Here is a 13250-nt window from a genome sequence, read left to right as displayed (position 1 = left end):
CTATACCGGATGAGAGCCTGTTTACTTCTGCCGTTCCGATTAACTGCGGACCAGCACCTCAGATAAAGCCCGCTGAGCGATTACTGATGTTTGCCAGACCACTTCCGGGCCACGGTTATCCGAAACCGCCCTGTGGGCATTTTCGTGAGCCTGTTCCAACAACCAGTTGGTGATCAGGGCCAGAACCAGAATCGATAACACGGTGCCAATCAGTACGATGGCGGCATCTTTGAGCGGAAGTTCCCTTTCCGGAGCGTCATGCATTTCGTGAGCATGGTGATGTTTCATGGCTACTGCCCTCCGGGGTTACTGATAACAGAGCGCAGAGGGGCGAACCGCTGATTGATATTGGCCAGGGTTTCGTCACTTGCGGCACTGTCGATGATGCGAGGCTGGATCAGGATGACCAGCTCGCTTTGAACACTGCTGACCCGCTGTTGCCGGAAAAACCAGCCCAGCAGGGGAATATCACCGAGGATCGGAACACTGGCTTCGGTTTCGACCTTGCGGTTTTGCATCAGGCCACCAATCACCACCACCTGCCCGGAGCGGGCACGAATAATGGAGTCGGTTTCCCGTACGGTGCTGTACGCCAATGGCAGGCTGTAATCGGCATCACTGAGGGACAGGGTTTTTACCCGCTCCTCAACCTCGGTAACGGTTGGATGCACGTGCAGGATCACTTCCTGATTGCTGCCAATCTGCGGCGTCACATCCAGGGCAATGCCAGAGAAAAATGGCGTCAGCTCGATATCCGGCGTCTGGGTGCTACTGGTAGTGGATGTGGATGTGGTGGTGCTGACATCGGTAACAAAAAACTCGTCCGATCCCACCTTGATCACGGCTTTCTGGTTATTCACCGTGGCGATTCGCGGGCTGGACAATACCTTGACGTCGCCTTGGGTCTGCAGCAGCGACATGGCGCCAGTGAAATCGCCAATATCAAAATTGAGGCTGAGCACACCGCCAATACGATCGGTGTTTTCCAGTGCTACGGACCCCTGACTGGCGTACACGGAATTCTTGTTGCTGGCGGCGGCGATCGTGCTCCAGTCAATACCGGACTGGAAACCTTCGTTGAGGGTCACTTCGAGGATCTTGGTTTCAATCAGTACCTGTTGCTGGATGCTGATTTCAGCGCGACGCAGGTATTCCGACACCGCAGCCTGCATGGGCGGGGTCGCCTTGACGATCACCATACCTGCCTGTGCATCCACCACGACTCTGGCCCCCTCTTCACTGGCCAGCAGCATTTCCAGGGTCACTTTCAATTGCTGCCAGAAATCCGCGTCGGACTGGGTTTCAACTTCGCTCGAATTAACGGTTTGATGACTTTCCGCAGACGCAGTTCCGCTACTACTTGAGCCAACCGCATTGGACACCTGTCCACTGCTGACCTGCATACCCGAACGACCACTGCGGTTTACATTCAGGTAGTTGACCGGATAAATACGGGTCTGGGATTGCAGCGGCAGAATCTGCACGCCGTAACGGGTCCAGACATAATCAAAACCATACAGGTCACGCACCGCCGCCAGCGCTTCATCCAGTGTTACCTGGCGCAGCAGCAAGGAAATATTGCCTTCCACCTGAGGGTGCACCACCAGGTTCACACCACTGCCGGCGGCCAGACCATTAAAAAACGGTACGGCCGGAGTCTGTTCGGCCACCACATCAAAACGGCGATTCACCGCGTTGGAGGTAATTTCCGCCGGTTTTTGTGGCACCGCCGCTTCCATTGCCGGAGCGCGCTTGGCTGGCGGCACAATCGGGCTCGCCACCGATGGTTTCGCTTCCTCCTTCATCATGGAGGCGCACCCTGCTTGCAGCAGCGTCAGAATGGCCAGCATGACCACAACACTCAACGGTTTCACCGGTTCGTCCTCTTGTTATCCGGGGCCTTCGGAGCTGTCTCGGCCGCCGTTACTGGCGCCGCAGATTCCCGCAGGGTTTCCTTGATTAAAGACAATTCGCGCACACCTTGCCGGGATTGCAGACGAACCGAGTCCGGTCCGATGCTGATCAGCCGATAGCCATCCACCTCATCACCCACCGCCAGCAGTCGGCCGTTAATCACCGCCCGCGACTGTTCACCCATCACAATCTGCTGCAACTTTGGCAAGCTGACTTCCACCCGGGCGCCAGCTGCGGGAGCCGAAACCACCGGAGCGGCAGGACGCGCCCAGGCCGGTGGTGCGGTCGGATCAGCTGCCCAGCTGTGGCAGCCCCAGCACAGCAGGGCCAGCAGGCACAGGCGTTTGTTGGTCATGACATCAGGCACCCACCACCTCCCGGCTGACGCTGATGGTGAATACCTCCAGGGTCAGTTCGCCCCAGGGGTAGTCTTTCTGGTGATACTCAAGCCCTTGCCAGTGCAAGGTGCCGGGCAGTTGCTGCATACGCTGCAGATAATCCAGCACCGCAGGCCAGGTGGCTTTCAGATGCAGGCGTAAACCATGGCGCCAGAGAATCGTGCCGCTGTCAGCCGAGCCAGCCACACCCGAATCAGCAATTGCACCACTATGACTACCGGCAGCGGAGGCCTGACTGGCTACGGCCACCGCAGTAGCAGCCACCGGGTCGGTTTTACTGGCTGATGCCTTGGCGGCACTGGCTGCGGCAGTGGTATCCGCTGCCGAGCCCACTGCTGCGGTCAGAAGTGGCTCCGGCGGCAGGTTTTCAAGACTGATCAGCTGTAAGGACGGCGTTTCGGCCAACACCTGTTCCAGCACACGCGCCAATTGCTGTGGACTCACCAGCGCCGCCATCTGTTGATGATTACGCTCCTGTACCATGCCGAGCTGCTGCTGCAGCTGCTCTTGCTGGCTGCGTAATGGCGGATTAGGGTCGTTCACCGGATTACGCTGCAGCGCCAGCGTCTGGGTTTCCATGGTCAGCGAACCATCGTTGAGTGACTGCGTACGCTGACGGTTGACTACAATGTCTTTCCAGAGCGGCTCCAGCACCAGCAAAACCACCAGCATCACCAGCAGAAACTCGATGGTAATGTTGATGATCAGCTGCTCACGGCGGGTCAGCTGCTGATACTGGCCAACCACCTGACGCACGCGTGGATGTTCAATCACTCGTCTCATGGCTTGCTCCGTACCGATGCCGGGCTGGTCAACTCTCGTTTGTCGGCAGCACTTTCTTCCGGAGGGCGGGTGTCCAGTTCGAAATTGAGCCAGGGCTGGGTCTTGTCGCGTTCGATACGAATCTGCCGAAAAGTACGGCCACTGAACGTCGGCAGCTCGCCCAACCCTTGCAGATATGTGGAAACCACAGCGGGTTCAGGTACTCGTCCGGCCAGCACCAGTGCATCACCACCATCCAGCAGTAGCACATCGGTCAACCACAGGGAGGTATTGGCATGCTGGCTAAGATCATTCATCAATGGGCTGAAACTGTCGGCATACCGCAGGGGCGGATTACGCAGGTAATCGAGACGCAGGCGCTCGCGTTGTAATTCCAGCTGCAGCCGGGCAACACTGGCTTGCAAATCCGTATCCAGCGCCACCGGTAACAGGCGCTGCTCCTGGGATAACAGTGCTTCCATGGCTTGTTGCTGACGTTTTTCGGCTTGCTTGAACTGCAATACCATCCACACATCGAGCGCCGCCATGACCAGTGACAGCATCAGCAAAGCCGCCGCCAACCCCAGCAGCTGACGAAACAGCTGACACACAGGTGCCGGCCAGCGTGCTGGTCGAAATTCTTCCACAAACAGGTTTACGTACTGACGGGGTTGCCAACTCATAACCAGCTTGCCCCGCCTTCATCGACATGAGGCAACTGCAGAGCCCCCGCCAATGCCAGTAATTGACGCTCACAACGGCGCACACCGGGGACCGACAACAGCCGCCAGGGAGTACGAAATGCCTGTTCAAGGCGTTCCAGTAACAGATCAGCATCAACGCCACGGGTTGGCATCAGCCATAACTGATTGATCAGCCCCATGCCCATCTGGCTGTCGAAATAGTCCATGGAACGCTGCACTTCGAGCTGCAGGTAATCGAGCGGGCCGTCCCCTTCCCGCACCAGTTGCAAACCGCCGTCAGGATTGGCATCCGCTTGCAGGCTTTGCTGCAATTCCTGTTGGCCAAGATGCAGCTGACGGCTCAGATACAAAGCCCCTTCGCGATACAGGGTGAGACGACCGTCGTGTTCATTCAGCACCAGAATGCCAACACTGCCCTCAGGCTCCAGCAAAGCCAGCAGGTTCAGCAAGGCCAGCTCGCCAATCAGGATTTGCTGCAGGCTCAGGTTCATGCGTTTGCACCAGTCGACCTGATCCTTGATAAAACTGCGCTCACACACCACTGCCTGGGCGATGCGATTGCGGCCACGATAGGCGTCGTCGGGCAAACGAAATGCTTCCACCACCAGCTGTTCCAGTGGCTGGTTCACCAGATCACCCAGACCAAAGCGCAGGGCTCCCGCCAGTTCATGATCTTCCACATCGGGCGCCTGCATCAGGTGTAACTGGTAGCCGTTATTAGGCATCAACAGCACGGTGCGACTGCGTTCGAGCTGGTTCTGCTGAATCCAGCCCGCCAGAGCAGCTTCCGAAGCGTCATCCCCATCCGTCGCCGGGAAAAACAGCACCGGTTCGCCGTTCTGACAACCAACGGCCGCAAACTGGCCAGCCTGGCACCAGATGCCAAGCTGCACTTCATTGCGGGATGTGTTTTTGCGCCAGGGCCAACCCATGGAGCACCTCAATTCGGGGATTTACTGTCAGTGTAGACAGGATTTTCCGTCTTGCTGGTTCGGTCGGCTTTGCGCTTTTATACTGATCGCTCAGTGTTCAAAGACGTTTTCCATGTTTCATATCGTTCTGTTCGAGCCGGAAATTCCGCCCAATACCGGCAATATCATCCGCCTGTGTGCCAACACCGGCTGCCAGTTACATCTGATTGAACCGCTGGGATTCAGCATGGAAGAAAAAGGCCTGCGCCGGGCCGGACTGGATTACCACGAGTTCGCCAATATCCGCCGTTATCCGGACTTTGCGAATTTTCTGGAAACGGCACAGCCGCAGCGGCTGTTTGCCCTGACCACACGTGGCCAGCACACCTTTGCCGACAGCCAGTATCAGGAGGGGGATTATTTTATCTTCGGTCCGGAGACACGTGGTCTGCCAACGGCCGTACTGGATTCCATGCCTCACGAGCACTGGTTACGTTTGCCCATGCTGCCGCAAAGCCGCAGCCTGAATCTGTCCAATACGGTGGCAATTGTGGTGTTTGAAGCATGGCGTCAGCTCGAATTTGCCGGCGCCTTGCGGAAAGGATCAGGACAGCTGCCCAGTCATTAACGGGGCAGCATTTACAGAACAGAGAAACAGAACAGAGAAACACAGTGGGCTGGTCAGCCCATCAACATACTGCGCAAGGCATTCCAGCGGCTGGCCAGCAAGGCCGAAAAGATCAGGCCGCAGCCCAGAATCTGCACCAGGGTCATCGCTTCATCAAACCAGAGGATCGCCAGAATGGCGGTCCAGACCGGTTCCAGCACCATAATCACCGCAGCACTGCTGGCCGGTGTTTTGCCTTGGGCCCAGGTTTGCAGCAGAAAACGCAAACTGGTGGCAATCAGGATACTGGCTAATAACCAGCCCCAGGCGGCGAGATCGGGATGCAGGTCGTGATCCTCAAAAATCCATGCTAGTGGCAAAGACACCAGACCAACCATCACCAGCTGGATCGACGTCAGCGGTAATACCGGCAAACGCGCCGCCGCGCGACTGTTCATCACAAAGGTCAGGGCAAACAGCACCGCTGCCGCCACAAACGCGCTTTCACCCCAGCCAAGTTTGAACTCGCCATCCAGTGACAACAGCGCCAGACCAGCCGCCGCCAGAGGAATCGAAAAACGGCTGCTGGGCGGCAAATGATCACCAAAGAACATCGCCACCACCGGTACCAGCACCACCCCCAGACTGGTGAGGAATGCCCCCACCCCAATATGGCTGGCGTGTTGCAAGCCGAGAATCCAGAACACCATGGCCGAGCCAAAACACAGGCCCAGAATCAGCGCACGTTTCCACTGCTCAAGTGTCATGGCCCGTAATGATGGCCCAGCGAATAAACCCAGCAACACCCCCGCCGATACAAACCGCATGGCCACAAAGGTCAGTGGGGAAAACGCCTGCAAGGCTTCCTTGGAAAAAATCCAGCCAGCCGCCGCCAGCAAGGTAACCACCACCAGCGCCAGATCGGCACGGGCCTCGGTATTCGTAACCATGAAGAGTCCAGATAAAGGTTGGTAGATCAACGGAGTGCGCCATTCTGGCACGCCCTCTGGCTGAACAAAATGCGCCATCCGTTTTCTCACAAAACAGAATGTATTTTCCATTTTGGAACATCATGGAATATAATTTCCATAAAATCCCACAACAGAATATCCGGTTCATCTGCTGAAACGGATTGCGAGGCCCTCATGGCAAAGTATCTGGTCATTGGTAACTGGAAAATGAACGGCAATCTCAGCCGCAGCGAACAGCTGGTTGAGGACATTCTGGCGCAGCTGCCAGTATTACCCACCCTCGAGGTTGCCGTATGCCCGCCGTTTACATACCTGGCTCCGGTTGCCAAGCGTCTGCGTGACACAGCGGTAAAACTCGGAGCCCAGAACCTCTGCGAACATTCGGCGGGGGCTTACACCGGTGAAGTAGCAGGCCCGATGCTGGCAGACTTTGGCACCCGTTTTGTGCTGGTTGGCCACTCCGAACGCCGCAGCCTGTATGGCGAATCATCGGAACTGGTCGCCGCCAAGGTCGAAACCGCTCTGGAATGTGTGCTCACCCCGGTCCTGTGTGTGGGTGAAACGCTGGAAGAACGCGAAGCTGGCAAAGCAGAAGCGGTCATCAGCAGCCAGCTGCAGCCTGTACTGGCCCGCATTGGCAGCTCAGCCATGAAACGGGTGGTGATTGCCTATGAACCGGTCTGGGCAATTGGTACCGGTAAAACCGCCAGCCCGCAACAGGCTCAGGATATTCATGCGTTTATCCGCACAAGCCTGCAGCAGGCCGACGCCTGGAGTGATGATCACAGCCGCCTGCTGTACGGTGGCAGCGTCAAGGCCGATAACGCCGCCGAGCTGTTTGGCCAGGCCGATATTCATGGCGCACTGGTTGGCGGTGCTTCATTAAAAGCCGAAGATTTTGTCGCCATTTGCCATGCCGCCGGTCAGGCCTGATCCACAGGCTGCCCGCCCGGATACGCCTTTCTCCGTCTGACTGCGACACGCCGTCGCAGTCCCTCTGCGCTGCAGTTGCGGCAGCGCTGTTTTATACTGAGGGCCCTTTTCTGGCCCCTCCTCCATGATCGATCTGAATCCGGTTCTGCAACGTCTGGCCCTGCTGCAACTGTCGGTGGCTTCCGTCTGGCTGCTGCTGCTCGGATACCTGCAATCACAACAGGTGGCCAACCTGGACCCGGCCTGGATTCTGCTCGGCCTCTATCTGCCGATTCTGCTGTACAGCAACTGGCAAGGGTATCGCCGCACCATCAAGGAATGGCAGCTGTTTCTGCATATCCTCATCGAATGCCAGGTGCTCACCGGCCTGCTGTTTTTCTCGGGTGGCGTCACCAACCCGATGATTTCCTATTATCTGGTGCTGCTGGTCATCGCCGCCTATGGCCTGTCGTGGCAATACACCCTGTGGTTAACCCTGCTCGCCATTGGTGACTACAGTCTGCTCGGCGTCTGGTATCAGCCACTGCTGATGCGTAACTTCAATGGTGGTCTTGGCGGTGTGCCTCTGGTCGACTGGCACCTGTCCGGTATGTGGCTGACCTTTGTGCTCAGTGCCCTGATTCTCACCACTCTGATTCCGCTGCTGGTACGTGGCCGCCAACGTCAGCAGCAGGAAATCCAGCACCTGCGCGAACAGCAGCTCAAGAACGAACAGCTGATTGGTATTGGTACTCTGGCGGCAGGCACTGCCCACGAAATGGGTACACCACTGATGACCATGAGTATGCTGCTGGAAGATCTCGAAGCCGATGTACCGGCTGAACTGCAAGGTGATATCCAGCTGCTGCAACAACAGGTCAGTCGCTGTCAGGAGTCCTTGCAGAAGCTGGCTCGTCAGGGCCGCGAAGCACGCCAGTTGCGGGTAGTGAACGCCCGTCAGTGGTTACAAAACCAGTTGCAACGCTGGCAGCTCAGCCACCCCAAAGCCATGTGGGAAATATCTGAAAACGATGACGAGCAGGCCCGGATTGCCTCGTCGCCGTTACTGGATCAGGCCTTGCTGAACCTGCTCGACAACGCCGCTGAAGCAGGTCAGCAAACCATTCGTTTGCATAGCCGTTGCGACAACGGTTTCTGGTGTCTCGACATCCACCAGCCAGACCCGGAAGCCGCCAGCACTCTGGCCGACTACATCCCCTATCACAGCAGCAAACAGCACGGCATGGGCATTGGCCATTATCTGAGTAATGCCAGTGTTGAACAGTTTGGTGGAGCCATCCAGCTACGTCATGCCAGCGACGGCGGCAGCCTCTGCTGTCTGCGCCTGCCGCTGAACCATCGCCCGCTTACGCCCGAAGGAGCTTCATCCCATGGCTGAAAAAATCCTGATCATTGATGATGACCAGCACTTTGCCCAGGTGCTGCAACGCAGTCTGGAACGTCGTGGTCATCCCTGTGCGCTGGCGTTTGACCATGCCGAAGCCTTGCAGCAGGCACGCAGCCTCCAGCCCGACTGGGCAACGCTGGATCTACGCATGGAACAGGAATCCGGCTTGCAGCTGATTACCCCATTACTGGGGTTATTGCCGAACCTGCGGATTGTGATGCTGACGGGTTATGCCAGCATCCCGACGGCGGTCGAAGCAATCAAGCTGGGGGCCTTCAACTATCTGCACAAACCGGCCACCCTCGCCGATTTACTGAGTGCCTTTAACGATGAAAGCGGCACCCAGACTGGCAATGACGTGGTGGAAGAAGCCGCGGTGATGTCGGTAGACCGTCTGGAATGGGAACACATCAACCGGGTATTAAACGAACATCAGGGCAATGTATCGGCAACCGCACGCGCTCTGAACATGCATCGCCGTACTTTGCAGCGCAAACTGCAGAAATACGCGCCACGCTGAGTGGGAATAGCGTCAGGCGACCGAACCGCCGGATTAACGGAAATAGGAATCTTCGTCGAAGGTACTTAACCAGCGGGTATGGAAGACCACCATACCCGAGATAAACATGCCGTTTACCACCCCTTCCGGAAACATCATCAACGGCAAGTAACGCAGGTAGTCATTCCAGATATGGGCTGCGTCATGAACACCGGCCAGCCAGTACACCAGGCTTAACAACACATCACTGAAAGCATGGGTAAAACCGGCATTCAGAAATCCTGCCACCAGAATGTACACAAACGGATTACGCACCATACGTTTGTAGACCACCAGAAAAAACAGGTAGGAAAACAGTACAGGGGCCACCACTTTCAGAACAATCGCAAACCCCAGCTGGGTCACCAGCAGATTACCGGTTAATACCATCAGCACCTGCGCCATGGCGCCGGCCAGAATAGCCAGACGCCAGCCCATCATCAGGGTTGCCGCCGTCAGTGCCAGAATATGAAAACCAAGCCCGGCCAGAATACCGGCCTGCATATGCCAGAACAGGGTAATCACCAACACACTGCCAAAAAACAGATGCTGAGCCGGGCGGCACTCTCGCAAGGCCGCCCAGTTATACTGGCGAGCCACCATTCCCAAAGTGGCCAGCGCCACCAGGTTCAGACACAACAGCACCGGGTCCGACGGACTGAAATTCAATCAAGCAACTCCTGGCAATACAGCAAGGCATCTTCACGTCCGCGAGCCGTCGGATAATAGTCACGACGCATACCGACCTGGCAGAAACCCATTTTTTCATACAGATGAATTGCGCCCAGATTGCTGCGCCGCACTTCCAGAAAAATGCGCTCACAACCGCCTTTGCGCACCAGTTCCAGCACAAATTCCAGCAACTGGTGGCCAAGCCCCAGGCCCTGACAGTCAGGATGCACAACGATATCCAGTAGCTCGGCTTCGCCAACCACCTGGGTAACCACGGCAAAACCAACCGCCTTGCCGGCTTTTTCGAGAATCCAGATATTGTCCGGGTGCTTGAGATAACGAGCCATAACCGGCCCGCTCCATGGGTGACTCTGGCTGGCATTTTCGATGGCCAGCAAGGTATGCAGATCGTCAGCAAGTGCTGCCCGAATAATTGCAGTCATAGATAATCCGTTCTGATAAAAACTGGCTTACAGCTGTGAACGTTGCAGCAGGTATTGCCATAAATCCCGTTTGTGACGAGCCGAGCGCAGAATGTCCGCGACCGATGCTGGCAACCACAAACCTTCCGCTCCACCACGTGGTAACCAGTGCGCCGCCTGTTGCCCCATGGCAATGGCGTATTTCACACCCTGACTCGCCAGATGTTGCCACTGGGCTTTCAAGGCCTGACAGGCAACGCTGGCGCTCTGGTCTTCACGGGCATTTTCAATAAAAGGCCAGCGGAATTCACTGACCTCGGTCTGTACCTGGGCCATTCCCATCACCGCTGCCACACGCGCAGCCAGTTGCTGCATATCTCGCACGGCCATCGGATCATCACAGACCCACACACCAGCGCCCCCTACCCGCACAAACAGCAGCAGGAAACGCGGCGGAGTGAGATCGGTACTGGTGTCGGCATCTTCAGGAACTTCCGGTGCCTTGGCCGTCTCGACAACGGCAGCCGGTACAGGAACCGTTGCGGGGGCTGTCGAGGGCGCAGAGGTTAACCGCTGGTTAACATCCTGCACCAGTGTCGCAGCAGCCTGAGGTTCTCGCGCCACCTCCCGCAGGGCAGGACGTTGTACAGGAGCGGCTGCAGTCGGAGCCGCATCCTGTAACAAGCCGGAAGCCTGATGACGAGCAACCGCAGCCGCAACCGCCAGACGCCCTTCATCGGGTCCGGTATGACTACTGCCCACCAGCGGCAACAAGCGACTGGGGGCGGAGTTCGCCAGTTCTTCCCGCGGCAGCCACAGGGAAATTCCCATGGCTTGCAGGTACTGGCGGCGAACAACTTCCAGCATCAGTGCTTATACGCCATCGTTCTGCGGATGCTGACGGGATACACCGGATTGCAGCAGGTTCAGAGCGTGGATATACGCCTTGGCTGATGCCACGATGATGTCGGTGTCAGCACCGTTACCGTTCACGATACGACCGGCTTTCTCCAGTCGTACGGTTACTTCGCCCTGGGAGTCAGTGCCCTGGGTTATGCTGTTTACCGAGTACAACAGCAGGTTGGCACCAGAATTGGCAACCTGTTCGATGGCTTTCAGAGCCGCATCCACCGGGCCACTGCCTTCGGACGATACCTTGTGCTCCTGACCATCCTTGCTCAGCACCAGTTCGGCCACCGGGGTTTCACCCGTTGCAGAACGGCTTTCCAGCGCCACCAGCTTGTACACATCCGGTGCGGCATCGGCCACGGCTTCGCTGACCAGAGCTTGCAGGTCTTCATCGAAGATTTCGTGTTTCTTGTCTGCCAGTTCCTTGAAGCGGGTAAAGGCTTCGTTCAGGGCTGCGTCGGTTTCAAAGGTCACACCCAGCTCTTCCAGACGGGCACGGAATGCCGCACGACCGGAGTGTTTGCCCATCACCATCTTGTTGGCGCCCCAGCCCACGTCTTCGGCCTTCATGATTTCGTAGGTTTCACGATGCTTGAGCACGCCATCCTGGTGAATACCGGACTCGTGCGCAAAGGCGTTGGCGCCCACAATGGCCTTGTTCGGCTGCACCGGGAAACCGGTAATCGACGATACCAGACGGGAAGTCGGCACAATCTGGGTGGTATCAATGTTGGTGCTGATGTTGAACAGGTCGTGACGGGTACGGGTCGCCATCACAATCTCTTCCAGTGCGGCGTTACCGGCACGCTCACCCAGACCGTTGATGGTGCATTCCACCTGACGGGCACCGTTGGCAACCGCCGCCAGTGAGTTGGCTACCGCCAGACCAAGGTCGTTATGGCAGTGCACCGAGAAAATGGCCTTGTCGGAGTTCGGAATACGGGTCAGCAGGGTTTTGATCTTGTAACCGAACTCTTCCGGAATCGCATAACCAACGGTATCCGGAATGTTGATGGTACGGGCACCGGCATCAATCGCCGCTTCAATAATCCGGCACAGGAAATCGTTCTCGGAACGACCGGCGTCTTCACAGGAAAACTCCACGTCTTCCACAAAGCTGCGCGCTTTCTTGACCGCATACACCGCCTGCGCCAGCACCGCATCCGGCTCCATACGCAGCTTGTATTTCATGTGAATCGGAGAGGTGGCGATAAAGGTGTGGATACGCGCACGCTCGGCTTTCTGCAAAGCCGCTGCCGCACGTTCGATATCCAGATCCACCGCACGTGCCAGACTGCAGACGGTACTTTCGCGCACGGCCTGGGCCACGGCTTCAATGGAGGCAAAGTCGCCAGGACTGGCCGCCGCAAAACCGGCTTCGATCACGTCAACACGCATCTTCTCCAGAGCCTTGCCGATCCGCACCTTTTCATCTTTGGTCATGGAAGCGCCGGGGCTCTGTTCCCCGTCACGCATGGTGGTATCAAAAATAACCAAACGATTGGACTGGCTCATAACACTCTCCGCTACGATTCAAAAACTGGCGTGATTATACGCCGCTCTGCCTGTTACCGCAGTAAAGGGATGTGAACACGGGCAGAGCTCCCTGACAGGATAGACGCCCAATGGAATTGACAGAAGCATTGCCAATGCCTCAATTCTGTTTAAACAATCAATTTAGAAATTTTTAGACCAAAAGAAAAAGCCCCGATAGCTTGGCTATCGGGGCTTTGATTAAATGCTTGACGATGACCTACTCTCACATGGGGAGACCCCACACTACCATCGGCGATACTGCGTTTCACTTCTGAGTTCGGAATGGATTCAGGTGGTTCCACAGTTCTATTGTCGTCAAGCAAACCGTTTTGCTGATGCGTCCGTCTTATGCTCCGTAGAGCGGCGCGCTGTCAGCGAATAGGGTTGGATACATGAGTGTGAATATTCTCGTTTTTTTGCGAACCGACGTCACTGGTCGATATTACGTAACCGTTACCGGCTTGGGTGTTATATGGTCAAGCCTCACGGGCAATTAGTATCAGTTAGCTCAACGCCTCACAACGCTTACACACCTGACCTATCAACCTGGTGGTCTTCCAGGGCCCTACAGAACTCTCGAGGAGTA

Annotated in this window: 15 protein-coding genes and 2 rRNA genes; 4 read left to right on the top strand and 13 right to left on the bottom strand. The window is 56.7% G+C overall.

The features are described from left to right. Window positions 1–39 precede the first annotated feature (39 nt). The 6 genes from OUO13_RS03205 to OUO13_RS03180 are packed head-to-tail and all read right to left on the bottom strand — an operon-like array spanning window position 40 to window position 4710. Window positions 40–288 carry a hypothetical protein gene (locus tag OUO13_RS03205; protein WP_283172401.1) on the bottom strand — a complete coding sequence of 83 codons (249 nt, stop codon included), beginning with the start codon at window positions 286–288 and terminating at the stop codon, window positions 40–42. Window positions 289–290: 2 nt separating this feature from the next. Then, entirely contained in the window at window positions 291–1874 is a 1584-nt protein-coding gene (mshL, locus tag OUO13_RS03200; protein ID WP_283172400.1) for a pilus (MSHA type) biogenesis protein MshL, read from the bottom strand. Further along, a complete protein-coding gene (locus OUO13_RS03195; RefSeq protein ID WP_283172399.1) occupies window positions 1871–2281 on the bottom strand; it encodes a hypothetical protein in 411 nt (136 codons plus the stop codon). Before OUO13_RS03195 ends, mshL begins: the two co-directional genes overlap by 4 nt. After that, a complete protein-coding gene (locus OUO13_RS03190; protein ID WP_283172398.1) occupies window positions 2274–3095 on the bottom strand; it encodes a hypothetical protein in 822 nt (273 codons plus the stop codon). Before OUO13_RS03190 ends, OUO13_RS03195 begins: the two co-directional genes overlap by 8 nt. Further along, the gene (locus OUO13_RS03185; protein ID WP_283172397.1) at window positions 3092–3757 is read right to left on the bottom strand and encodes a hypothetical protein; all 666 of its coding nucleotides are present in this window, start codon (window positions 3755–3757) and stop codon (window positions 3092–3094) included. Before OUO13_RS03185 ends, OUO13_RS03190 begins: the two co-directional genes overlap by 4 nt. After that, window positions 3754–4710 (bottom strand): hypothetical protein, encoded by a 957-nt coding sequence (locus tag OUO13_RS03180; protein WP_283172396.1) that lies wholly within the window; start codon window positions 4708–4710, stop codon window positions 3754–3756. The genes OUO13_RS03185 and OUO13_RS03180 overlap by 4 nt, the downstream gene beginning before the upstream one ends. A 112-nt stretch (window positions 4711–4822) precedes the next feature. Between OUO13_RS03180 and trmL the strand changes: the two genes are divergently transcribed. After that, entirely contained in the window at window positions 4823–5317 is a 495-nt protein-coding gene (gene trmL / locus OUO13_RS03175) for a tRNA (uridine(34)/cytosine(34)/5-carboxymethylaminomethyluridine(34)-2'-O)-methyltransferase TrmL (RefSeq protein WP_283172395.1), read from the top strand. Between the two features lie 53 nt (window positions 5318–5370). Here the strand turns inward: trmL and OUO13_RS03170 are convergent, their stop codons facing one another. Further along, a complete protein-coding gene (locus OUO13_RS03170; RefSeq protein WP_283172394.1) occupies window positions 5371–6246 on the bottom strand; it encodes a DMT family transporter in 876 nt (291 codons plus the stop codon). A gap of 195 nt (window positions 6247–6441) precedes the next feature. On the opposite strand from OUO13_RS03170, the gene tpiA reads away from it, so the two are divergent. The 3 genes from tpiA to OUO13_RS03155 all read left to right on the top strand — a co-directional run bounded on the left by tpiA (window position 6442) and on the right by OUO13_RS03155 (window position 9107). Then, on the top strand, window positions 6442–7200 hold the full coding sequence (gene tpiA / locus OUO13_RS03165) for a triose-phosphate isomerase (protein ID WP_283172393.1): 759 nt from the start codon (window positions 6442–6444) through the stop codon (window positions 7198–7200). 124 nt (window positions 7201–7324) lie between these two features. Further along, a complete protein-coding gene (locus OUO13_RS03160; protein ID WP_283172392.1) occupies window positions 7325–8578 on the top strand; it encodes an ATP-binding protein in 1254 nt (417 codons plus the stop codon). Beyond that, the gene (locus OUO13_RS03155) at window positions 8571–9107 is read left to right on the top strand and encodes a response regulator transcription factor (protein ID WP_283172391.1); all 537 of its coding nucleotides are present in this window, start codon (window positions 8571–8573) and stop codon (window positions 9105–9107) included. Before OUO13_RS03160 ends, OUO13_RS03155 begins: the two co-directional genes overlap by 8 nt. Before the next feature lie 33 nt (window positions 9108–9140). Here the strand turns inward: OUO13_RS03155 and OUO13_RS03150 are convergent, their stop codons facing one another. The 6 genes from OUO13_RS03150 to OUO13_RS03125 form a co-directional block, all read right to left on the bottom strand. Beyond that, window positions 9141–9794 (bottom strand): hypothetical protein, encoded by a 654-nt coding sequence (locus OUO13_RS03150; RefSeq protein WP_283172390.1) that lies wholly within the window; start codon window positions 9792–9794, stop codon window positions 9141–9143. Continuing rightward, entirely contained in the window at window positions 9791–10240 is a 450-nt protein-coding gene (gene rimI / locus OUO13_RS03145) for a ribosomal protein S18-alanine N-acetyltransferase (protein ID WP_283172389.1), read from the bottom strand. The genes OUO13_RS03150 and rimI overlap by 4 nt, the downstream gene beginning before the upstream one ends. A gap of 27 nt (window positions 10241–10267) precedes the next feature. Then, window positions 10268–11086: a hypothetical protein gene (locus OUO13_RS03140; protein WP_283172388.1), complete on the bottom strand. Its 819-nt coding sequence runs from the start codon at window positions 11084–11086 to the stop codon at window positions 10268–10270. A 6-nt stretch (window positions 11087–11092) separates the two neighbouring features. Continuing rightward, window positions 11093–12643 (bottom strand): 2-isopropylmalate synthase, encoded by a 1551-nt coding sequence (locus OUO13_RS03135; RefSeq protein ID WP_283172387.1) that lies wholly within the window; start codon window positions 12641–12643, stop codon window positions 11093–11095. A 225-nt stretch (window positions 12644–12868) separates the two neighbouring features. Continuing rightward, window positions 12869–12984, bottom strand: a 5S ribosomal RNA gene (gene rrf / locus OUO13_RS03130). A gap of 152 nt (window positions 12985–13136) precedes the next feature. Beyond that, window positions 13137–13250, bottom strand: a 23S ribosomal RNA gene (locus tag OUO13_RS03125); the annotation flags it as partial.

This window comes from Parathalassolituus penaei (assembly GCF_026626885.1).
In the GTDB taxonomy this organism is placed as follows: domain Bacteria; phylum Pseudomonadota; class Gammaproteobacteria; order Pseudomonadales; family Oceanobacteraceae; genus Oceanobacter; species Oceanobacter penaei.
Note: the sequence above shows the minus strand (reverse complement) of the source record. Positions and strands in the feature narration are given on the sequence as shown.